Genomic DNA, 23920 nt, shown 5'->3' with positions numbered 1-23920 from the left:
CCAACTCCTATCTCGACGCGCTCATGGCCCACCGGCGGGCCGCCGGCCTGCCCGGTGTCTCGATGGCCTGGGGCCTGTGGCAGCAGAGCACCGGCCTGACCGCCCACCTCAGCGAGATCGACCAGGCCCGCATGAGCCGCGGCGGCGTCCTGCCCCTCACCCCCGCCGAGGCCCTAGCCCTGCTCGACACCGGCCTGCGAGCCGAACACACCCTGCTCGTACCGATCAAGCTCGACCTGCGGTCCTTGCGCGCCGACGCGGCCTCCGGCGGCACCGTCCCGCACCTCCTGCGCGGCCTGGTGCGCAGTGGCCGCCGCCTCGCACGCGCCGGCGCAGGCGACGGCAGTGACCTGTTCCGGCGCCTCGCCGGACTGCCCGAGGCCGAACAGGAAGCCGTCCTCCTCGGCATCGTGCGGGCCGAAGCCACCGCGGTCCTCGGCTTCAACGCCGCCGAACTCGCCCAGGGCACACGAGGGTTCAGCGAGATCGGCTTCGACTCGCTCACCGCGGTCGAACTCCGCAACCGGCTCGGCGCCGCCACCGGCGTCAAACTCCCCGCCACCCTCATCTTCGACTACCCCACCCCGGTGGCACTCGCCCGCTACCTGCGCGAGGAGCTCGGCGACGAGACGGCCGGTGCCACCGCCACCGCCACCCCCACCGTCCCCGCCGAGCCCGACGAGCCCATCGCCATCGTCGGCATGGCCTGCCGCCTGCCCGGCGGCGTCGACGACCCCGACGGCCTCTGGCGTCTCGTGACCGAGGGCCGCGACGGCATGGTGGACCTCCCGGACGACCGCGGCTGGGACCTCGACGGCCTGTTCGACGCCGACCCCGACAAGCCCGGCACGGCCTACGTCCACAAGGGCGGATTCCTGCACAGCGCCGCCCAGTTCGACGCCGGCTTCTTCGGCATCTCGCCGCGCGAGGCGCTCGCCATGGACCCACAGCAGCGGCTCCTCCTCGAAACCTCGTGGGAAGCCCTGGAGCGGGCCGGCATCGACCCCCACTCCGCGCGCGGCGACAATATCGGTGTCTTCTCGGGCGTCTCCATCCACGACTACGTCGAGTCCCTCAGCAACGTGCCCGACGAACTCGAAGGCTTCGTCACGACGGCCACCGCCGGTAGCGTGGCCTCCGGCAGGGTGTCATACGTGTTCGGCTTCGAGGGCCCCGCGGTGACCGTCGACACGGCCTGCTCCTCGTCCCTCGTCGCCATCCACCTCGCTGCCCAGGCACTGCGTCAGGGCGAATGCTCGCTCGCCCTCGCAGGCGGTGTCGCCGTCATGGGCTCACCGATCGGCCTGCGCGGCATGTCGCGCCAGCGCGGCCTCGCCGCCGACGGCCGGGTCAAGGCGTTCTCGGCCGGTGCCGACGGCACCATCCTGTCCGAGGGCGTCGGCATCGTCGTCCTGGAACGCCTCTCGGAGGCCCGCAGACGCGGCCACCGGGTGCTCGCGGTCGTCCGTAGCTCGGCCGTGAACCAGGACGGCGCGTCGAACGGCCTGACCGCCCCCAACGGGCCCTCGCAGCAGCGGGTCATCCGCAAGGCGCTCGCCAATGGTGGCCTCGCCGCGGCCGACATCGACGTTGTGGAGGCGCACGGCACCGGCACGGAGCTCGGCGACCCCATCGAGGCGCAGGCCCTGCTCGCCACGTACGGCCGGGACCGGGACCCGGAGCGCCCGCTCTGGCTGGGCTCGCTCAAGTCCAACGTAGGTCACACGCAGGCCGCGGCCGGTGTCTCCGCCGTGATCAAGATGGTGCAGGCGCTCCGACACGGCATCCTGCCGCCCACGCTCAACGTGACGGAGCCGACGCCCCAGGTCGACTGGACGGCGGGCGCGGTCGAACTGCTCACCGAGGCCCGCGCTTGGTCGGAGGAGGGGAGGCCGCGCCGCGCCGGTGTCTCCAGTTTCGGCATCAGCGGCACGAACGCGCACCTGATCCTGGAACAGGCACCGGAGGAGCAGCCCGCGGCGCCGGCCGCATCGACCGCCGGTGTGGTGCCGTTGGTCGTGTCCGCCGCCTCGGCGGCATCCCTGCTGGGGCAGGCGGGGCGGTTGGCGTCCTTTGTGGAGTCCGGCGAGAAGGTGTCGCTGCCGGACGTGGCCGCGGCGTTGGTTGCTCAGCGTGCGGTGTTGTCCGAGCGTGCGGTGGTGGTGGCCGGCTCGCGGGGTGAGGCTGTGGCGGGTCTGGAGGCGTTGGCGCGGGGTGAGTCTCATCCTGGTGTGGTCACTGGCAGCGCGGTGGTCGCGGGGCGGACGGTGCTGGTGTTCCCGGGGCAGGGTTCGCAGTGGGTGGGTATGGGGCGTGAGCTCCTGGATTCGTCGCCGGTGTTCGCGGAGCGGGTTGCTGAGTGTGCGGTGGCGTTGGGGCGGTGGGTGGACTGGTCGCTGGTGGATGTGTTGCGGGGGGATGTTGGGGCTGGGTTGTTGGAGCGGGTGGATGTGGTGCAGCCGGCGAGTTTTGCGGTGATGGTGGGTCTGGCTGCGGTGTGGGCGTCGGTGGGTGTGGTGCCGGATGCGGTGGTGGGTCATTCGCAGGGTGAGATCGCGGCCGCGTGTGTGGCGGGTGTGTTGTCGCTGGAGGATGCCGCTCAGGTGGTGGCGGTACGCAGCCAGGTCATTGCGCGCAGTCTGGCGGGCCGGGGTGGTATGGCGTCGGTGGCGCTGTCCGAGACTGAAGTGGCGGAGCGTATCGAGCGGTGGGCCGGCCGTGTGGAGGTGGCGGCGGTCAACGGTCCCACGTCGGTGGTGATCGCCGGTGATGCCGAGGCTCTCGACGAGGCGCTGGAGGTTCTTGCCGCGGAGGGTGTGCGGATGCGCCGGGTGGCGGTGGACTACGCCTCTCACACCCGGCATGTGGAGGCGATAGAGGAGGTCCTGGTTGAGGCGTTCGCCGGCATCCGTGCTCAGGCCCCGCTGGTTCCTTTCTATTCGACGGTGACGGGGGAGTGGGTAAAGGAGGCGGGTGTGCTGGGCGGCGGCTACTGGTATCGGAACCTGCGCAACCAGGTCCGTTTCGGTCCCGCGATCGCCGACCTGCTGGGTGAGGGTTACTCGGTGTTCGTGGAGTCCAGCGCTCACCCCGTCCTGGTCCAGCCGATCAGCGAGATCGTGGACGAGGCGGATGACATGGTCCGGTCTCGTGTCGTGGTCGGTGGTTCGCTGCGCCGTGATGAGGGCGGCCTGGGCCGGTTGCTGGTCTCGATGGCCGAAGTTTTCGTCCGGGGCGTCCCCGTCGACTGGGCGGGTGTCCTCCCTGCCAGTGCCGCCGCCACCCAGGTCGATCTCCCCACTTACGCCTTCGATCGTCAGCATTACTGGCTGCGTTCGACTCCTGTTGTCGATGCTGTCGCGCTGGGTCAGGCGGGTGCTGATCATCCGTTGTTGGGTGCGGTGGTGGCGGTGCCGGAGACCGGTGGTGTCCTGTGTACGTCCCGGTTGTCTGTGCGGACGCATCCGTGGTTGGCCGATCATGCGGTGAGCGGGGTTGTGCTCGTGCCGGGCACGGGTCTGGTCGAGTTGGCGGTTCGTGCCGGTGACGAGGTCGGTTGCGGTGTGGTGGAGGAGTTGGTGATCGAGGCGCCGCTCGTGGTGCCTGAGCAGGGCGGGGTCCGTGTCCAGGTCGCGGTCGGTGGCCTGGACGAGAGCGGTAGCCGTGCGGTCTTCGTGTACTCGGCGTCTGAGGAGAGCGCCGGGGATCATGACAGCGGGGTCTGGACCCGTCATGCCGCCGGCCGGCTGGGGTCGGCTCTGGCCGGGGGTATGGGCATGGCCGGGTTTGATGTCTCGGTCTGGCCGCCGGCCGGCGCTGAGCGGGTGCCGCTCGATGTCGCCGGGTTTTACGAGGAAATGCTTGATCGTGGTTATGCGTTTGGGCCGGCGTTTCAGGGTCTGCGTGCGGTGTGGCGGCGGGGTGAGGAGGTCTTCGCGGAAGTCGTTCTGCCCGACGGGCAGCGGGACAACGCCGTCAGGTTCGGTGTCCATCCGGCGCTGTTTGATGCTGCTCTGCACGCCAGGGGGCTCGTTCGGCCGGACGAGGTTGGTGCCGGAGCGGGTGGGTCGCGAACCGTGCTGCCGTTTTCTTGGAACGACGTGGCGTTGTATGCGGCTGGTGCTTCGGCGTTGCGGGTGCGTCTGGTGTCTTCCGGGCCGGATGTGCTGTCGTTGCAGGCGGCCGATGAGACCGGCGAACCTGTCCTGACGATGGGCTCGCTCGTGTTCCGGGAGGTTTCCGCGGAGCGGTTGGGGGCGGTGGCCGGTGCGGCGGGCGAGGACGGGTCCCTGTTCCGGGTGGAGTGGGCCGAGCTGAACGTGTCTGTCCTGGGTGCGGAGTTGGTGCCGTCGTGGGGAGCGGTCGCCACCGCCGAGGATGTGGCCGCCCTGACCGTCGATGCACCGGCCCCGGCCGTGGATGCTCCGGCCCCGGCCGTGGATGCTCCGGCTGTGGTCGTTCTGGAGGCCTGCGGGGACGGGGCTGGCGATGCCGATGAGGTGCTTGCTCTGACGGGCAGGGCGCTGGGTGTGCTTCAGGCCTGGCTGGTGGCCCCGGCTTTCGAGAGCGGCAAGCTGGTGGTGGTGACCCGGGGTGCGGTGCCCGCGGGCGGCGACGGCGATGTCACCGATCCGGCCGGTGCCGCGGTGTGGGGTCTGGTCCGGGCGGCCCAGGCGGAGAACCCCGACCGGATCGTGCTCGTCGATCTCGATCCCGTCGGATCCGCCGGAGTGGGTCCCGTCCTCGGGCCCGTGCTCGCCACCGCGGAGCCGCTGGTCGCCGTCCGCGGCACGGCCCTGTCCGCCCCGCGTCTGGTACGTGTGGCCGCCGTCGAGACCGAGCCTGCTTTCGACGCCGAAGCCGGTGCCGAGGCCGAGGCCGAGGCCGAGAGTGGGTACGCCTTCGCCCCCGGGGGCACCGTGCTGGTCACCGGCGGCACCGGCTCCCTGGGCGTGCTGGTCGCCCGGCACCTGGTGGCTGAGCACGGTGTACGACACCTGCTGCTGGTCAGCCGCCGCGGTCCCGACGCGGAGGGCGCGGCCGAACTGGTCGCCGAACTCGGCGAGTCGGGTGCGGTGGTGACGGTCTGCGCGTGCGATGTCGCCGACCGGGATGCCGTGGCGGCTCTTCTGGCGGCCGTACCCGCCGGGCACCCGCTCACTGGTGTGGTCCACCTGGCCGGCGTCCTGGACGACGGTGTGATCGGCGCACTGACTCCGGAACGCATCGAAGGGGTCTTCGCCCCGAAGGTCACCGCCGTCCGCCACCTGGACGAGCTGACCCGCGAACTCGCCCCGCAACTCGCCTCGTTCACCGTCTTCTCCTCCGCCGCTGCTCTGCTCGGCTCCGCCGGCCAGGGCAGCTACGCCGCCGCCAACTCCTATCTCGACGCGCTCATGGCCCACCGGCGGGCCGCCGGCCTGCCCGGTGTCTCGATGGCCTGGGGCCTGTGGCAGCAGAGCACCGGCCTGACCGCCCACCTCAGCGAGATCGACCAGGCTCGTATGAGCCGTGGCGGCATCCTGCCTATCGCCCCCGCCGAGGGAATGGGGTTGTTCGACGCGGCCTTGCGGGTTTCCGCAGCTCTGGTGGTGCCGATCAAGCTGGATCTGCGGAGGCTGCGTGCTGATGCCGTGGCCGGCGGGGGTCTGCCAGGGCTTTTGGGTGGTCTGGTGCAGGGTGGACGGCGGCGGGCACGGGTGGGAGACAGGCAGGCAGGGGCGGGGGACAGCGGTGGCGGCCTTGCTGCCCGGCTTGCAGGGCTCACACCACAGGAGCAGGAAGCGTTGCTGCTCGATTTCGTCCGTGGTCATGTGGCGATGGTCCTCGGTCATGCTGGGATCGCGCAGGTCGGAGCGGAGACGGCGTTCAAGGACACCGGGTTCGACTCGCTCACCTCGGTCGAGTTGCGTAACCGTCTTCGTGGGGCCACCGGCCTCAAGCTTGCCGCCACCATCGTCTTCGACTACCCCAACCCGCTCGCCCTCGCCCGCCACCTCCACCGCGAACTCGGGACCACAACGCAATCCGTGGCCGGAACGCATCCGCTGCTGGCTGAACTGAGCAGGCTCGATGCCACCTTGGCCGAGACGCACGCCGACGACTCGGTCCGCGCCCAAGTGACAGCCCGGCTTCAGGGCCTTCTGGCCTCCTGGTCGCTGGCGAACGGAACCCCGCCCGCTGAGGAGGATCTCGACTTCGATGCCGCCTCGGACGACGAGCTCTTCGACCTGATCGACACCGAGTTCGGCAACTAGCAACCGCCGACCGTCACAGCCTCTAGGAGCTGAACCCCGATGGCAGATGAAAGCAAGCTTCGCGACTATCTCAAGCGCACCCTCGCAGAGGCACGCCGTTCCCATCAGCGTGTGCTGGAGCTTGAGGCCGAGAAGTCGGAGCCGGTTGCGGTTGTGGGTATGGCGTGTCGTCTGCCTGGTGGTGTGGCGGGTCCGGAGGATTTGTGGCGGCTGGTCAGCGAGGGCCGGGACGGTATGTCCGGTTTCCCGTCCGATCGTGGCTGGGATCTGGAGGGCGTGTTCGACTCCGCCCCGGGCCAGGCCGGCGCCCCCTACGTGCCCCGGGGCGGGTTCCTGTATGACGCGGCGGAGTTCGACGCGGGTTTCTTCGGGATTTCGCCGCGTGAGGCGCTGGCGATGGATCCGCAGCAGCGGTTGCTGCTGGAGACCTCGTGGGAGGCGTTGGAACAGGCTGGGATCGACCCGGGGACGTTGAAGGGCCAAGAGGTCGCGGTGTTCTCCGGCGTCTATGAACAGGGGTACGGCTTCAGCACGGCGGAACTGGAAGGGTTCATCGGCACGGGGGCGATGACGAGTGTGGCCTCAGGCCGGGTGTCGTATGTGCTCGGTCTTGAAGGTCCGGCGGTGACGGTGGACGCGGCGTGTTCGTCCTCGCTGGTCGCGATCCATCTGGCGGCGCAGGCGTTGCGGCGGGGGGAGTGCTCGCTGGCGCTGGCGGGCGGGGCCACGGTGATGGCGACGCCGGGGGCGTTCGTGGCGTTCTCGCGCCACGGCGGCCTCGCCGTCGACGGCCGGGTCAAGGCGTTCTCAGACGCCGCGGACGGCACCGGTTGGGCCGAGGGCGTCGGGGTGGTGGTTCTGGAGCGGCTGTCGGAGGCGCGGCGGCGTGGGCATCGGGTGCTTGCGGTGATCCGTGGCAGCGCGGTGAATCAGGATGGTGCCTCGAACGGGTTGACGGCGCCGAACGGTCCGTCGCAGCAGCGGGTGATCCGTAAGGCGCTTGCCAATGCGGGTCTTTCGCCGGCGGATGTGGATGTGGTGGAGGGGCATGGGACGGGGACGGTTCTGGGTGATCCGATCGAGGCGCAGGCGCTGATCGCCACCTACGGGCAGGACCGGCCCGAGGACCGGCCGTTGTGGCTGGGGTCGTTGAAGTCGAACATCGGTCATACCCAGGCGGCGGCGGGGGTGGCTGGTGTGATCAAGATGGTGGAGGCGCTGCGGCACGGGGTCATGCCGCCCACGCTGCATGTCGATGCCCCGTCGGCGAAGGTGGACTGGACGGCGGGCGCGGTCGAGCTGCTGACCGAGTCCCGGGAGTGGCCCGACACCGGCCGGCCGCGCCGCGCTGGTGTGTCGTCCTTCGGTGTGAGTGGGACGAATGCGCACCTGATCCTGGAACAGGCCCCGCAAGAGCAGCCCGTGACGCCGGTGGAGTCTGTGCCTGAGTCGATGGTGGACGTCGGCGACGGTGTGGTGCCGCTGGTGGTGTCCGCCGCCTCGGCGGCATCCCTGGTGGGGCAGGCGGGGCGGTTGGCGTCCTTTGTGGAGTCCGGCGAGAAGGTGTCGCTGCCGGACGTGGCCGCGGCGTTGGTTGCTCAGCGTGCGGTGTTGTCCGAGCGTGCGGTGGTGGTGGCCGGCTCGCGGGGTGAGGCGTTGGCGGGGCTTGGTGCGTTGGCGCGGGGTGAGTCTCATCCTGGTGTGGTGACTGGCGGATTGTCGTCGGCCGCGGTCGCGGGGCGGACGGTGCTGGTGTTCCCGGGGCAGGGTTCGCAGTGGGTGGGTATGGGGCGTGAGCTCCTGGATTCGTCGCCGGTGTTCGCGGAGCGGGTTGCTGAGTGTGCGGTGGCGTTGGGGCGGTGGGTGGACTGGTCGCTGGTGGATGTGTTGCGGGGGGATGTTGGGGCTGGGTTGTTGGAGCGGGTGGATGTGGTGCAGCCGGCGAGTTTTGCGGTGATGGTGGGTCTGGCTGCGGTGTGGGCGTCGGTGGGTGTGGTGCCGGATGCGGTGGTGGGTCATTCGCAGGGTGAGATCGCGGCGGCGTGTGTGGCGGGTGTGTTGTCGCTGGAGGATGCCGCTCAGGTGGTGGCGGTACGCAGCCAGGTCATCGCGGGCAGTCTGGCGGGCCGGGGTGGTATGGCGTCGGTGGCGCTGTCCGAGACTGAAGTGGCGGAGCGTATCGAGCGGTGGGCCGGCCGTGTGGAGGTGGCGGCGGTCAACGGTCCCACGTCGGTGGTGATCGCCGGTGATGCCGAAGCCCTCGACGAAGCCCTCGACGTTCTTGTTGCGGAGGGCGTGCGCGTGCGCCGGGTCGCGGTGGACTACGCCTCCCACACCCGGCATGTCGAGGCGATCGAGGAGATCCTGGGAGAGGCGTTCGCCGGCATCCGTGCTCAGGCCCCGCTGGTTCCATTCTGTTCGACGGTGACGGGCGAGTGGGTGCGGGAGGCGGGTGTCCTCGACGGCGGCTACTGGTACCGCAACCTGCGTGGCCAGGTCCGTTTCGGTCCCGCCATCGCCGACCTGCTGGCCGGCGGCCACACCGTGTTCGTGGAGTCGAGCGCTCACCCCGTTCTGGTCCAGCCGGTCAGCGAGATCGTCGACCAGGCCGGCACAGAGGCCGTGGTCGGTGGTTCGCTACGCCGTGAGGAGGGCGGCCTGAGCCGGTTGCTGACCTCGATGGCCGAACTGTTCGTCCAGGGTGTGGTCGTGAAGTGGGCGGCGATGCTGCCGTCCGGTGCCGGTGCTTCACACGTTGAGTTCCCGACGTATGCCTTCGATCATCAGCATTACTGGCTGCGTTCGACTCCTGTTGTCGATGCTGTCGCGCTGGGTCAGGCGGGTGCTGATCATCCGTTGTTGGGTGCGGTGGTGGCGGTGCCGGAGACCGGTGGTGTCCTGTGTACGTCCCGGTTGTCTGTGCGGACGCATCCGTGGTTGGCCGATCATGCGGTGAGCGGGGTTGTGCTCGTGCCGGGCACGGGTCTGGTCGAGTTGGCGGTTCGTGCCGGTGACGAGGTCGGTTGCGGTGTGGTGGAGGAGTTGGTGATCGAGGCGCCGCTCGTGGTGCCTGAGCAGGGCGGTGTCCGTGTCCAGGTCGCGGTCGGTGGCCTGGACGAGAGCGGTAGCCGTGCGGTCTTCGTGTACTCGGCGTCTGAGGAGAGCGCCGGGGATCATGACAGCGGGGTCTGGACCCGTCATGCCGCCGGCCGGCTGGGGTCGGCTCTGGCCGGGGGTATGGGCATGGCCGGGTTTGATGTCTCGGTCTGGCCGCCGGCCGGCGCTGAGCGGGTGCCGCTCGATGTCGCCGGGTTTTACGAGGAAATGCTTGATCGTGGTTATGCGTTTGGGCCGGCGTTTCAGGGTCTGCGTGCGGTGTGGCGGCGGGGTGAGGAGGTCTTCGCGGAAGTCGTTCTGCCCGACGGGCAGCGGGACAACGCCGTCAGGTTCGGTGTCCATCCGGCGCTGTTTGATGCTGCTCTGCACGCCAGGGGGCTCGTTCGGCCGGACGAGGTTGGTGCCGGAGCGGGTGGGTCGCGAACCGTGCTGCCGTTTTCTTGGAACGACGTGGCGTTGTATGCGGCTGGTGCTTCGGCGTTGCGGGTGCGTCTGGTGTCTTCCGGGCCGGATGTGCTGTCGTTGCAGGCGGCCGATGAGACCGGCGAACCTGTCCTGACGATGGGCTCGCTCGTGTTCCGGGAGGTTTCCGCGGAGCGGTTGGGGGCGGTGGCCGGTGCGGCGGGCGAGGACGGGTCCCTGTTCCGGGTGGAGTGGGCCGAGCTGAACGTGTCTGCCCTGGGTGCGGAGTTGGTGCCGTCGTGGGGAGCGGTCGCCACCGCCGAGGATGTGGCCGCCCTGACCGTCGATGCACCGGCCCCGGCCGTGGATGCTCCGGCCCTGGCCGTGGATGCTCCGGCTGTGGTCGTTCTGGAGGCCTGGGGGGAGGGGGCTGGCGATGCCGATGAGGTGCTTGCTCTGACGGGCAGGGTGCTGGGTGTGCTTCAGGCCTGGCTGGTGGCCCCGGCTTTCGAGAGCGGCAAGCTGGTGGTGGTGACCCGGGGTGCGGTGCCCGCGGGCGGCGACGCTGACGTCACGGACCCGGCCGGTGCCGCGGTGTGGGGTCTGGTCCGCGCCGCCCAGACCGAGAACCCCGACCGGATCGTTCTGCTCGACACCGCTGCCGACTCCGGCCTCGACGTCACCGGCGTCGAAATGGGACCGGTCCTCGCCGCTGTACTCGCTGCCGGCGAGCCCCAGGTCGCTGTGCGGGGCACGGTGTTGTCCGCGCCACGTCTGGTCCGTGACACGACCGGCGCCGCCGTCCCCGGTATCTCTGATGTCCCCGCCGTCTTCGACTCTGAGAGCACGGTTCTGGTTACGGGTGGTATGGGTTCGCTGGGCGCGCTGGTCGCCCGGCACCTGGTGGCTGAGCACGGTGTGCGGCATCTGGTTCTGGTCAGCCGGCGTGGTCTGGAGGCTGAGGGGGCGCGGGAGCTGGTTGCCGAGCTTGGCGAGTTGGGTGCCGAATCGGTGGCTGTGACGGCGTGTGATGTCGCTGACCGGGATGCGGTGGCCGCGCTGTTGGGTTCTGTGTCGGAGCAGCGTCCGCTGACCGGTGTTGTCCACACCGCTGGTGTGTTGGACGACGGTGTGATCGGCGCGTTGACGCCGGAACGGTTGGCGTATGTGTTCGGGCCGAAGGTGATGGCCGTTGGCCATCTGGACGAGCTGACGCGGGACATGGATCTGTCGGTGTTCGCGGTGTTCTCTTCCGCGTCGGGTTTGATCGGTTCGGCGGGACAGGGCAATTACGCGGCGGCCAATGCCTATCTCGACGCGGTGGCTCACCGGCGGCGGGCGGCGGGCCTGCCCGGTGTCTCGATGGCCTGGGGCCTGTGGGAGCAGACCACCGGATTGACCGCTCACCTGGGTGCGGTCGACCAGGCTCGTATGAGCCGTGGCGGCATCCTGCCTATCGCCCCCGCCGAGGGAATGGGGTTGTTCGACGCGGCCTTGCGGGTTTCCGCAGCTCTGGTGGTGCCGATCAAGCTGGATCTGCGGAGGCTGCGTGCTGATGCCGTGGCCGGTGGGGGTCTGTCAGGGCTTTTGGGTGGTCTGGTGCAGGGTGGACGGCGGCGGGCACGGGCGGGAGACAGGCAGGCAGGGGCGGGGGACAGCGGTGGCGGCCTTGCTGCCCGGCTTGCAGGGCTCACACCACAGGAGCAGGAAGCGTTGCTGCTCGATTTCGTCCGTGGTCATGTGGCGATGGTCCTCGGTCATGCTGGGATCGCGCAGGTCGGAGCGGAGACGGCGTTCAAGGACACCGGGTTCGACTCGCTCACCTCGGTCGAGTTGCGTAACCGTCTTCGTGGGGCCACCGGCCTCAAGCTTGCCGCCACCATCGTCTTCGACTACCCCAACCCGCTCGCCCTCGCCCGCCATCTCCACCGCGAACTGTTCCCCGACGGCGTCACGGCCGGCCCGGACGTGGACGAGGCACGGCTGCGGCGCGCGCTCGCATTGCTCCCACTCGCCCGGTTCCGGGCGGCTGGACTGTTGGACGCCCTGGTCAGGCTGGTTGCACTCAATGACCACGAACCGCCGATCGGCATGCTGGACGACGCCGATGATGAGACCGCGATCGCCGACCTGAACGTCGACGATCTCGTGCAGCTGGCGCTCGGCGACAAGTGACTCTGCGGCACCTGATGGTTGGGGATTTCAAGTGAGTGCTCCTTATGAAAAGGTCGTCGAGGCGCTCCGAGCATCGCTCGAAGAGGTCGGCTCGCTGAAGAAGCAGAACCGCCAGCTCTTGGAGGCCTCCGGGGAGCCGGTTGCGGTTGTGGGTATGGCGTGTCGTCTGCCCGGTGGTGTGGCGGGTCCGGAGGATTTGTGGCGGCTGGTCAGCGAGGGCCGGGACGGTATGTCCGGTTTCCCGTCCGATCGTGGCTGGGATCTGGAGGGCGTGTTCGACTCCGCCCCGGGCCAGGCCGGCGCCCCCTACGTGCCCCGGGGCGGGTTCCTGTATGACGCGGGGGAGTTCGACGCGGGTTTCTTCGGGATCTCGCCGCGTGAGGCGCTGGCGATGGATCCGCAGCAGCGGTTGCTGCTGGAGACCTCGTGGGAGGCGTTGGAACAGGCCGGGATCGATCCGGGGACGTTGAAGGGCCAAGAGGTCGCGGTGTTCTCCGGCGTCATGGGCTCCGACTACTTCGCGGGTGGCAACGTGCATTCCGAGCTGGGGGGTATCGGCACGGGGGCGGCGTCGAGTGTGGCCTCAGGCCGGGTGTCGTATGTGTTCGGTTTTGAGGGGCCGGCGGTGACGGTGGACACCGCGTGTTCGTCCTCGCTGGTCGCGATCCATCTGGCGGCGCAGGCGTTGCGGCAGGGGGAGTGCTCGCTGGCGCTGGCGGGTGGCGCCAAGGTGATGGCGACGCCGGGGGCGTTCGAGGCGTTCTCGCGCCACGGCGGACTGTCCTTGGACGGCCGGTGCAAGTCGTACGCGGATGCCGCGGACGGCACCGGTTGGGCCGAGGGCGTCGGGGTGGTGGTTCTGGAACGGTTGTCGGAGGCGCGGCGGCGTGGGCATCGGGTGCTTGCGGTGATCCGTGGCAGCGCGGTGAATCAGGATGGTGCCTCGAACGGGTTGACGGCGCCGAACGGTCCGTCGCAGCAGCGGGTGATCCGTAAGGCGCTTGCCAATGCGGGTCTTTCGCCGGCGGATGTGGATGTGGTGGAAGGGCACGGCACGGGCACGGTACTCGGCGATCCGATCGAGGCGCAGGCGCTGATCGCCACCTACGGGCAGGACCGGCCCGAGGACCGGCCGTTGTGGCTGGGGTCGTTGAAGTCGAACATCGGTCATACCCAGGCGGCGGCGGGGGTGGCTGGTGTGATCAAGATGGTGGAGGCGCTGCGGCACGGGGTCATGCCGCCCACGCTGCATGTCGATGCACCGTCGGCGAAGGTGGACTGGACGGCGGGCGCGGTCGAGCTGCTGACCGAGTCCCGGGAGTGGCCCGACACCGGCCGGCCGCGCCGCGCTGGTGTGTCGTCCTTCGGTGTGAGTGGGACGAATGCGCACCTGATCCTGGAACAGGCCCCGCAAGAGCAGCCCGCAGTGCCGGAGCCTGTCAGGCCTGGGCTGGCGGGGACCAACGAGGGTGTGGTGCCGCTGGTGGTGTCGGCGAGGAGTGCGGGGTCCCTGGCGGGCCAGGCCGAGCGGTTGGCGTCCTTTGTGGAGTCGAGTGAGGTGTCGCTGCCGGACGTGGCCGCGGCGTTGGTCGCTCAGCGTGCGTTGTTGTCCCAGCGTGCGGTGGTGGTGGCCGGCTCGCGGGGTGAGGCGTTGGCGGGTCTGGAGGCGTTGGCGCGGGGTGAGTCTCATCCCGGTGTGGTCACTGGCAGCGTGTCGGCTCTGGGCGGGGCCGGAAAGGTCGTGTTCGTCTTTCCGGGGCAGGGTTCGCAATGGACCGGCATGGGCCGTGAACTCCTCGATTCGTCGCCGGTGTTCGCGGAGCGGGTTGCTGAGTGTGCGGTGGCGTTGGGGCGGTGGGTGGACTGGTCGCTGGTGGATGTGTTGCGGGGGGATGTTGGGGCTGGGTTGTTGGAGCGGGTGGATGTGGTGCAGCCGGCGAGTTTTGCGGTGATGGTGGGTCTGGCTGCGGTGTGGGCGTCGGTGGGTGTGGTGCCGGATGCGGTGGTGGGTCATTCGCAGGGTGAGATCGCGGCCGCGTGTGTGGCGGGTGTGTTGTCGCTGGAGGATGCCGCCCAGGTGGTGGCGGTACGCAGCCAGGTCATCGCGGGCAGTCTGGCGGGCCGGGGTGGTATGGCGTCGGTGGCGCTGTCCGAGACAGAGGCCGTCGAGCGACTTGCGCGGTGGTCGGGCCGGGTCGAGGTGGCGGCGGTCAACAGTCCGTCCTCGGTGGTGATCGCCGGTGATGCCGAGGCTCTCGACGAGGCCCTCGACGTTCTTGTTGCGGAGGGCGTCCGCGTGCGCCGGGTCGCGGTGGACTACGCCTCCCACACCCGGCATGTGGAGGCGATAGAGGAGATCCTGGGCGAGGCGTTCTCCGACATCCGTGCTCAGGCCCCGCTGGTTCCTTTCTGTTCGACGGTGACGGGCGAGTGGGTGCGGGAGGCCGGTGTCCTCGACGGCGGCTACTGGTATCGGAACCTGCGTGGCCAGGTCCGTTTCGGTCCCGCCATCGCCGACCTGCTGGCCGGCGGCCACACCGTCTTCGTGGAGTCGAGCGCTCACCCGGTTCTGGTCCAGCCGGTCAGCGAGATCGTCGACCAGGCCGGCACAGAGGCCGTGGTCGGTGGTTCGCTACGCCGTGGCGATGGCGGCCTGAGCCGGTTGCTGACCTCGATGGCCGAACTGTTCGTCCGGGGCGTCCCCGTCGACTGGGCGGGTGTCCTCCCGGCCAGTGCCGCCGCCACCCAGGTCGATCTGCCGACGTATGCCTTCGATCATCAGCATTACTGGCTGCGTTCGGCTCCTGTTGTCGATGCTGTCGCGCTGGGTCAGGCGGGTGCTGATCATCCGCTTATCGGCGCGGTCGTTGGCCGGCCGGATTCCGGTGGTTTCATGACCACCTCGCGGTGGTCGGTGGACGGGCACCCCTGGCTGGGTGATCACACCGTCGGTGATGTCGTCGTCGTGCCGAGCGCGGCATTGGTCGAGCTGGCCATCCGGTTCGGTGACGAGGTGGGCAGTCCGGTGGTCGAGGAGTTGACCGTGGACCGGCCCGTGCTGTTGCCGCTGCGTGGTGGCAGAGCCGTTCAGATGACCGTCGGGGAGGCCGATGAGCAGGGGCGGCGGCCGGTCGAGGTGTACTCGCGCCCGGACAACGCCAGCCTGGACGCGGTGTGGACACGCCACGCGCACGGCACGTTGGTGCCTGGGCCGGTGACCCCGTCCACTTCCGGCGCGACGTGGCCTACCGGCGGCTCCGCAGCCGATGTGGCCCTCGACAAGTCGGTCGGTGATGCCGACCGCTACGGCCTGCACCCGGCGCTGCTCGACGCAGCGGTCCGATCGGCGTTCCCTGATGAGAACGTGATCGCGACCCGGTGGAGCGGGGTGACCTTGCTGGCTTCTGGTGCGGCGGCGGTGCGGGTCCGCACAGCCCGTGACGCCACTGGCGGGACCCGCCTTGAGGTCAGCCATGCCAACGGCGCGCCCGTGTTGTGCGCTGATGTCGTTGTCGCCGAGCCGTTTTCGCCCGAAAGGGCAGAGGGTGAGGAGGCGTCGGTTCCTGGGGCGCTGTTCCTGGTCGATTGGGTTGAGCTTTCCCTTTCCCCTGGTGAGGTGACTGAGGATGCCGGTACTTCGGTGGTCGTCGTTGACGGCGAAGGTGTTGCTGCCCTTGCGGCGGACGGTCCAGCGGTACCGGGTCTGCTGGTGTATGAGGCCGGGCATGCGCCCGTCGATCCGCGCGAGGCCGTCGCCGCCGCGTTGGCTGTTGTCCAGGCATGGCTGGCAGCACCGGCCCTGGCGCACACCCGCCTCGTCGTGATCGTCCCCGACGCCGAGGACGATCTCGCCGTGGCCGCCGTGTCGGGCCTGCTGCGTTCGGCGCAGTCGGAGCACCCGGACCGTATCGTCCTTGTCGAGAGCGATCATGCCGGGCACTGCGGCGGTGCCGAGACCTCCAAGCACACGACGGCCGTGAAGGCAGTGAAGGCCGTGGAGGCCGTGCAGCTCGCGGTGGCCACAGGCGAGCCCCGCGTCCGTGTGCGCGGGGGTGTGGCCTTCGTCCCTCGGCTGAAGCGGGCGCCGTCTGCCGAAGGTCCCCGGCGCGGGCTCGACCCCGACGGCACCGTTCTTGTCACGGGCGGCACGGGGACGCTCGGCAGTCTCCTCGCCCGGCACCTGGCGACCGGACACGGCGTACGGCACTTGCTGCTGGCCAGCCGGAGCGGTCCGGATGCCGAGGGGGCGGCGGCGCTGTACGAGGAACTGACCGGCCTCGGCACGACCGTCACCATCGCCGCGTGCGACACCGCCGACCGGGACGCTGTCGCGGCGCTTTTGGCCGCCGTGCCGGATGCGCACCCGCTCACCGCCGTGGTTCACACTGCCGGAGTTCTCGACGACGGCGTGGTCACGGCTCTGACCGCGGACCGTTTCGACACGGTGCTGCGGCCGAAGCTTGACGCCGCACTGCACCTGCACGAGCTGACCCGGGACGCCGATCTTGCGGCGTTCGTCCTCTTCTCCTCCGCCGCTGGAGTCCTCGGCAACCCCGGCCAGGGCAACTACGCCGCCGCCAATGCCTGCCTGGACGCCCTCGCCCTCCACCGCCGCCGCTCCGGCCTGCCCGGCATCTCCCTCGCATGGGGGGTGTGGGACCAGACCGGCACCAGCGGGAACCTGGGCATGGCCAAACAGCGGAGGATGGCCCCGCAGGGCCTGGTCGCACACTCCAGCCAGGAGGGTCTGGAGCTGTTCGACGCGGCGCTGCAGTCAGACGACGCGGTGCTCTTGGCGGCCAGGCCGGACTATGCCGCGCTGCGCGCCCAAGTCGTGTCCGAACCCGTACACGTACTGCTGCGGAGCCTCGTGCGTGCCGGCCGTCGCACCGCTCGGCACGTGGCCTCCCGTCGGGGCGGCCTCGCTGAACAGCTGGCCGCCACGCTCCCGGTCCAGCGAGAGCAGATGCTGCTGGATCTGATCCGGCGCGAGGTCGCTGTGGTCCTGGGCCATTCAGCACCCGGCAAGGTCGACGCCGACCGGGCTTTCCGGGAGGTCGGCTTCGACTCGATGTTGGCCGTTGAACTCCGCAACCGACTCACCGGACTCGTAGGGATCCGCCTCCCTGCCACGATCATCTTCGACCATCCCACACCCCGGAGCCTGATGCGCCGTCTGCTCGCGGAACTGTGCCCTGAGGCTGTTGGCGAGTTGGCGGGTCGGGAGGACGAGATCCGGAGGGTCCTGGTCACCACGCCTCTGTCCCGGTTCCAGGAACTCGGGCTCATGGAGAAGCTCCTGCAACTGGTGGCGAGTCCCGGTGGTGAAAGTGTCACAGCGCCGGACGCCGCCGAACCGAAGCAGGACGGCAGGCTGCTGATCGAGGAGATGGACGCTGACGACCTGGTGGAGCGGGCCATGAGGAAAGCCGGGAAGCAGTAGCGCACGCACGACCGGGACGAAGGGAGACAGGGAATGACCAGCTCAGAGGCAAAGCTTGTCGAAGCGCTGCGGGCTTCACTGATCGAGAACGAGCGGCTGGAGAACGAGAACAAGAAGATCAGCGACCGCTTCACTGAACCGATCGCCATCGTGGGCATGGCGTGCCGGTTCCCCGGTGGGGTGTCGTCACCTGAAGAGTTGTGGGAGTTGATCGCCGATGGTCGTTCCGCAGTCGGCGCATTCCCCACCGACCGGGGCTGGGATCTTGAGAACCTGTACGACCCGGAGCTCGATCGGGCCGGCACGACTTATGTACGGGAAGGCGGGTTCCTGCACGGCGCGGGCGAGTTCGACGCCGGTTTCTTCGGCATCTCACAAAGCGAGACGCTGGTCATGGACCCGCAGCAGCGTCTGATGCTGGAGACCTCGTGGGAGGCTATCGAACGGGCGGGCATAGACCCGGCTGCTCTGCGTGGCAAGAACGTCGGCGTGTTCGCCGGCATGGGCGGCCACGATTACGCCACCGGTTTCCACAGCGTCCCCGACGAGCTCGAGGGCTACCTGATGACCGGCGGCTTGGAGAGCGTCCTGTCGGGACGGGTTTCCTACACTCTCGGGTTCGAGGGGCCCGCAGTCACGGTCGACACTGCCTGCTCGTCGTCCCTGGTAGCCCTGCACATGGCAGTGCAGTCCCTGCGTTCGGGCGAGTCGTCGTTGGCGCTGGCCGGGGGCTCCAGCCTGATGACCACTCCCACCGGCTTGGTGTTGGCCTCGCGTATGCGGACTCTTGCTAAGGACGGCCGGTGCAAGGCGTTCGCGGCATCCGCAGATGGAACGAACTGTGCCGAGGGCGTGGGCGTCCTGCTGCTGGAGCGGGTTTCCGATGCCATCCGTGACGGACATGAGATTCTCGGCGTCGTACGGGCCACTGCGGTGAACCAGGATGGCGCGTCCAACGGACTCACCGCGCCGAACGGGCCCTCGCAGCAGCGGGTGATCCGCCAGGCACTCGCTGCCGCTGGTCTGTCGTCCGCCGATGTCGACATCGTCGAGGCGCACGGCACCGGAACCCCCCTGGGCGACCCGATCGAGGCACAGGCGCTACTCGCCACCTATGGTCAGAGCCGCGACCCCGGACTGCCACTGTGGCTCGGTTCAGTGAAGTCGAACCTTGGACACGCCGGCCATGCGGCAGGCGTCGCTGGTGTGATCAAGATGGTGATGGCAATGCGGCACGGTGTCCTACCGCAGACTTTGTACGTGGACGAGCCCACGCCTCAGGTCGACTGGTCTGCCGGAGCGGTTGAGTTGCTGACCGAGGCGCACGAGTGGCCCGAGATCGGCCGTCCTCGTCGTGCGGGGGTCTCCGGCTTCGGCGTCAGCGGCACCAACGCGCACGTCATCCTGGAGCAGGCGCCCGAGCAGACATCTGTGAACGCCTCCGACGAGAAGCCGCGCGTGCTGGGCGACTCGGTTGTGCCACTGGTCCTCTCGGCCCGCGGCGAGGCGGGTCTCGCCGGCCAGGCCCGGCGCCTTGGTTCGTTCCTGAGGCGACGTCAAGGGCTGGACCTGCTTGACGTCGGCCGGTCGCTGGTGCAGAGCCGGGGTCTTCTCCCCGACCGTGCGATCGTGCTCGCCGAGTACCGGGAAGAGGCGCTGACCGCATTGGACGCCGTGGCCCGCGGCGAGTCCGCGACCGGTGTCGTCAAGGGAACGGCCGAGAGCGTAGTGGGCCGGACCGTCTTTGTGTTCCCCGGCCAGGGCACACACTGGGCGGGCATGGGAAGGGAACTGCTTGAGGCGTCGCCCGTGTTTGCAACCAGCATGGCCGAGTGCGCCGAGGCGCTTGACCCGCTGACCGGCTGGTCGTTGCTCGATGTGGTGCGGCAGGTAGATGGCGCCAGGTCCCTTGAGGACCTCGACGTCGTGCAGCCGGTGTCGTGGGCACTGAGCCTGTCGCTTGCCGCGCTGTGGGAAGCGTGTGGGGTCGTCCCGGATGCGGTCGTGGGTCATTCCCAGGGCGAGATCGCCGCTGCCTGCTTTGCCGGTGCGCTGTCCCTTCCGGACGCCGCCCGCCTCGTGGTCGACCGGGCCAATGCCATCCGCGCCGAGTTGTCGGGACGCGGAGGCATGGTGTCCCTCGTTGCCGGTGTCAAGGCCGCCTCCGTGCTGGTCGAGGAGTTGCCGGGCCTGGAGATCGCCGCAGTCAACGGACCCTCCTCAGTGGTCGTGACCGGTGAACTGCCCGCCCTGGAAGAGCTGCTCGCCCGGTGCAAGACCGAGGGCATCCACGCCCGCAGGATTCACGGGGCCAACGCCGCCGGACACTCCTCACAGATCGATGTGCTGCGCGACTCCTTCCTCGATGCACTTACCGGGGTCTCCGGCGGGCCTTCGCGCGTGCCGCTGTACTCCACGGTGACCGGGCGACTCCAGGACACCACGGAGCTGGACGCCGAGTACTGGTATCGCAACCTGCGGCAGACCGTGCAGTTCGACCCGGCCATTCGGTCCCTGGCCGGTGATGGACATGGGGTGTTCATCGAGGTCAGCTCGCACCCTGTGCTGGCGTCGAGCGTCCAGGACGTGCTGGAGGAGCTCCAGGCACCCGCTGTCGTCACCGGGTCGCTGCACCGCGACGAGGGCGGCCCACGCAGGTTCCTTGCCTCGCTGGCCCACCTGCACACCCACGGCGTTCAGGTCACGTGGGGGGCCGTCCTCGGCCGCGGTACGGAGCGGCCCGTAGATCTGCCCACGTACGCCTTTCAGCGCCAGCGCTACTGGTTGGATACGGCAGGCTCCGGTGGGGACGCGCCGGGCCTCGGTCTCGAGGCGGCGGACCATCCCCTGCTCGGCGCGGTCACCGAGATCCCCGGCTCGGACGGCGTGCTCTTCACTTCCCGGCTGTCGCTGCGCACGCACCCCTGGCTCGCCGACCACGCGGCCGCCGGAGTCGTCCTCATGCCCGGAGCAGCCTTCGTGGAACTCGCGGTCCGCGCCGGCGACGAGATCGGGTGCGGCCTGGTCGGCGAACTGGTTATCGAGCGCCCCCTGCTGCTGCCCGAGAGCGGCGGTGTCCAGGTACGTGTGTGGGTAGGTGAGCCCGACGAATCTTGCCACCGCACCGTCCAGATTCACTCCCGCTGGGAGGAAGCCGGTCCACGTGGGAGCTGGACCCGTCATGTCTCCGGACGCCTGGTGCCAGAGGAGGGTGGGGCCGATTTCGACCTCACCCAGTGGCCGCCGCCCGGCGCCACCGCCGTCGACCCGGACGTACTCGCCTCCACCTACGAGGGCATGGCACAGGCGGGATACGGCCACGGTCCGGCCTTTCGGGGCCTGCGCGGGGCGTGGACGCGCGGCGAGGAGGTGTTCGCCGAGGTCTCACTGCCCGAGGCAGCAGGCAAGGGCGACAATTACGGGTTGCACCCGGCCCTCCTGGACGCGGCCATGCACGCCTGTGCCTTCCGCGCCGACATGGCCGACGAGAGCCCGAAGCTGGCTCTGCCGTTTATCTGGCGCGATGTCAGACTGCACGCCATCGGAACCTCCACCCTGCGGGTTCACCTCACACCGCTCGCCCCCGACACGATCCGCTTGCGCCTGGCCGACGCCTTCGGCGCACCGGTGGCCGCCGTCGACTCGATGGTCTTGCGACCGGTGGTCCCGGAACTGCTGCGGGTCGGCTCAGGTGCGTCCAAGGAGCAGATGTTCCGTGTGGCCTGGGAGCCCGTCTCCGTCAGGAGCGTGCATGACGAGCTTAACGTCGTGCGCGTGACAACTGCCGAGGACGTTCGTGCTGTGGCCGGAACGCCCCCCGGCATGTTCCTCCTCGATGTGGCCGGCAATGGACGTACGGACCTCGCCGCCGTCCGGGACCTCACCGGACGAGTGCTGGAGGTCGTCCAGGCGTGGCTCGCAGAACCCGCCTTCCAGGACACTCCTCTCCTCGCTCTCACACAGGCCGGTGCGGCCGTCCAGGACGGGGACCCGGCTCCCGATCTGGCCGTCGCAACGGCCGCCGGCTTGCTGCGTTCGGCACAGTCCGAGAACCCGGGCCGCATCATCCTGGTCGACACGGACGGCACGGAGGCGTCAGCCCGGCGCCTGCCCGACGTACTCGCGTCCGGGCAACCTCAGGCGGCACTTCGCGGAGGCGCGGTGGCGGTGCCGAGGCTCGTCAAGGCCGTCCCCGCAGATGCCCCTGGCCGTCAACTGAACCCCGAGGGAGTGGTCTTGATCACCGGCGGTACGGGTAGGCTGGGTCGCCTGGCGGCCACGCACCTGGTTTCCAAGCACGAGATCAGGAACCTCATCCTGGTCAGCCGTAGGGGACCGGACGCACCGGGCGCGGCCGAGTTGGCGGCCGAACTCGAGGGGCTTGGCGCGCTCGTCCGAGTCGTAGCGTGCGACGTGTCCGATCGAGACTCCATGGTCGCGCTTCTGGCCTCCGTTCCCAAGGACACCCCCCTTACCGGCGTGATCCACGCAGCCGGCGCGCTGGATGACGGTGTAGTGACGTCCCTGACGCCCGAACAGCTCGACGCGGTGCTCAGTCCGAAGGCCGATGCGGCACAAATTCTGGATGAACTCACGCGCGATCTCGACCTTGCGGCCTTCGTCCTGTACTCCTCCATCTCGGGGATCTTCGGTTCAGCGGGTCAGGGCAACTACGCTGCCGCGAACTCCTACCTCGACGCGCTAGCTGTACGCCGTCATGCCTCCGGATTGCCGGCGATCTCACTGGTGTGGGGATGGTGGGGGCAGGGATCGGGCATGCTGGATAAACTTGCTGAGGTCGAGCTGAAGCGTTTCGACCGCTGGAACAGCACCGAACTTACGGCGCAAGAAGGCATGGAGCTGTTCGACCTTGCGCTGCTCGACCGTGACGCTGTTCAGGTCCTGACGAAGATGGATCTCGATGCGACATGGGACCAGACCAACTCCGCATCCGTCCCCCCACTTCTGCGCGGCCTCATCCGCGTCGGTCGGCGGCCCGCCCGTGATGGGGCGACCGGGGCCGACAAGCTGTCGGATCGGCTGGCCGAGGCCTCCCCGGACCAGCGAGGAAAGATCTTGGTCGACCTGGTCCAGCGCGAGGTCGTCACGATCCTCGGCTATGTGTCTGCGGACGAAGTCGGACCGGACCTTTCCTTCTTTGACATCGGTTTCGACTCTCTGACCGCCATCGAACTCAGGAACCGGCTGTCGGCACTCACCGGCGTCCGGATCCCGGCTACCTTCGCCTTCGAGTACCCCACCGCGGAACTGGCCGCCGAGGAGCTGCTGGAACGCCTCGAACCCCACGTGGGCTCGCCGGATACTCCACGTATGGCGCGCGGAGATCAATGACTGACTCGTCTATGTGCCGGAATCTGACAATGCGGACGTCAAGCCAGGATTTGATCGTGCGTCAGACCGGCGCAACTCCGGCACGTGATCGCAACTTCCACTGGTCACGTGCGGACGACGGGACCAGCGCACCGTGAACCCGACCGGTGCGCAGCACGGCCGGCGCACCGGTCACCGACCTACCCCCTCCGCCACTCGCCGACGACTAACACTCAAGGAGATAAAGCATGTTCGACAAGGACAAGTATCTGGAGTACCTCGGCTTCTCGGGAACGCCCGACGCAAGCCTGGCGACCCTGCGGGAGATCCACCGCAAGCACCAGATGCGGATCCCTTACGACAGTGGTTACGCCCTGGACCTGAACAGCAGTGGCGACGCCCTCGGCCTGGCCCAGGCGTCTTTCGACCTTGACGCGGCCTTCGAGACGATCGTGCTCAGCGGCCGGGGCGGCATCTGCGTCGAATTGAACTTCATGTTCCATCGGCTCCTCGTCGAGTTGGGCTTCGACGTGCAGGTGCTGGCCGCAGCCACCCTCCTGCCGGGGGGAGTGTGGGGCCCTGACATCGAGCACATGGTCATGCGCGTCACCATCGACGGCGAGGACTGGCTTGCCGACGCCGGGCACGCGGGCATCTCGATCGTGGAGCCGCTCCCGTTCTCCGGAGAGAGCCGGGTCCAGGACGGCATCGAGTTCCGGCTGACCCGTCGGGCGGAGTATTACTTCCTCGAGTACAAGACCCGCGGCAAGGACTGGCGCGACTCCTACCGGTTCCTGCCGCAGACGCGTACCACCGCGGACTGGGCCCGCTGGCGCGATGCCCTGCCGCTGGACGAGCTGGCGGCGCACCCGCGGCGCCGCCGACGGGTCATCGACAACGGGCAGGTCACGCTCACCGCGAACCTCTTCATCACCGTTGAGGACGGCGAGGAGCGGCTTCGTCTCATCCGGGACGAGAACGAGCTCGAAAAGATCGTCAGCACCTACTGGCGCTGAGCAGACGAAGCACCACGGCTGCCTGCGGAAGGGCCAGAGGCGCTCGTGAAAGCTTCGGATGAACGCGCCGTGCACAGCCGGACCTCCGGCCAGCAGCGGCCTTGGTCGCGCCCAGGGTCCAGTGGGCGGACCGTCTTCCGAAGACCCCGGCGGGGTGGCCGCCCCGGCGTATCACCGGC

The 23920-nt window shown here is 69.2% G+C and carries 4 protein-coding genes and 1 pseudogene; all 5 read left to right on the top strand.

Translation table 11 applies throughout. The features are described 5' to 3' along the window. The first annotated feature begins 245 nt into the window (after positions 1-245). The 5 genes and pseudogenes from QQM72_RS38845 (at position 246) to QQM72_RS38825 (ending at position 23741) form a co-directional block, all read left to right on the top strand. Complete coding sequence (locus QQM72_RS38845; protein WP_314225532.1) at positions 246-6257, top strand: type I polyketide synthase; 6012 nt, start codon at positions 246-248, stop codon at positions 6255-6257. Positions 6258-6440: 183 nt separating this feature from the next. Continuing rightward, entirely contained in the window at positions 6441-11951 is a 5511-nt protein-coding gene (locus QQM72_RS38840; RefSeq protein WP_399080244.1) for an SDR family NAD(P)-dependent oxidoreductase, read from the top strand. A gap of 31 nt (positions 11952-11982) precedes the next feature. Further along, on the top strand, positions 11983-17394 hold the full coding sequence (locus QQM72_RS38835; protein ID WP_314225530.1) for a type I polyketide synthase: 5412 nt from the start codon (positions 11983-11985) through the stop codon (positions 17392-17394). A 42-nt stretch (positions 17395-17436) separates the two neighbouring features. After that, positions 17437-22746, top strand: a pseudogene (locus QQM72_RS38830) (SDR family NAD(P)-dependent oxidoreductase); the annotation flags it as partial. Between the two features lie 227 nt (positions 22747-22973). After that, complete coding sequence (locus tag QQM72_RS38825; protein ID WP_314225528.1) at positions 22974-23741, top strand: arylamine N-acetyltransferase family protein; 768 nt, start codon at positions 22974-22976, stop codon at positions 23739-23741. Positions 23742-23920 lie beyond the last annotated feature (179 nt).

Origin of the sequence: Streptomyces zaehneri (assembly GCF_032248645.1) — a bacterium.
Taxonomy (GTDB): Bacteria; Actinomycetota; Actinomycetes; order Streptomycetales; family Streptomycetaceae; genus Streptomyces; species Streptomyces coriariae.
Note: the sequence above shows the minus strand (reverse complement) of the source record. Positions and strands in the feature narration are given on the sequence as shown.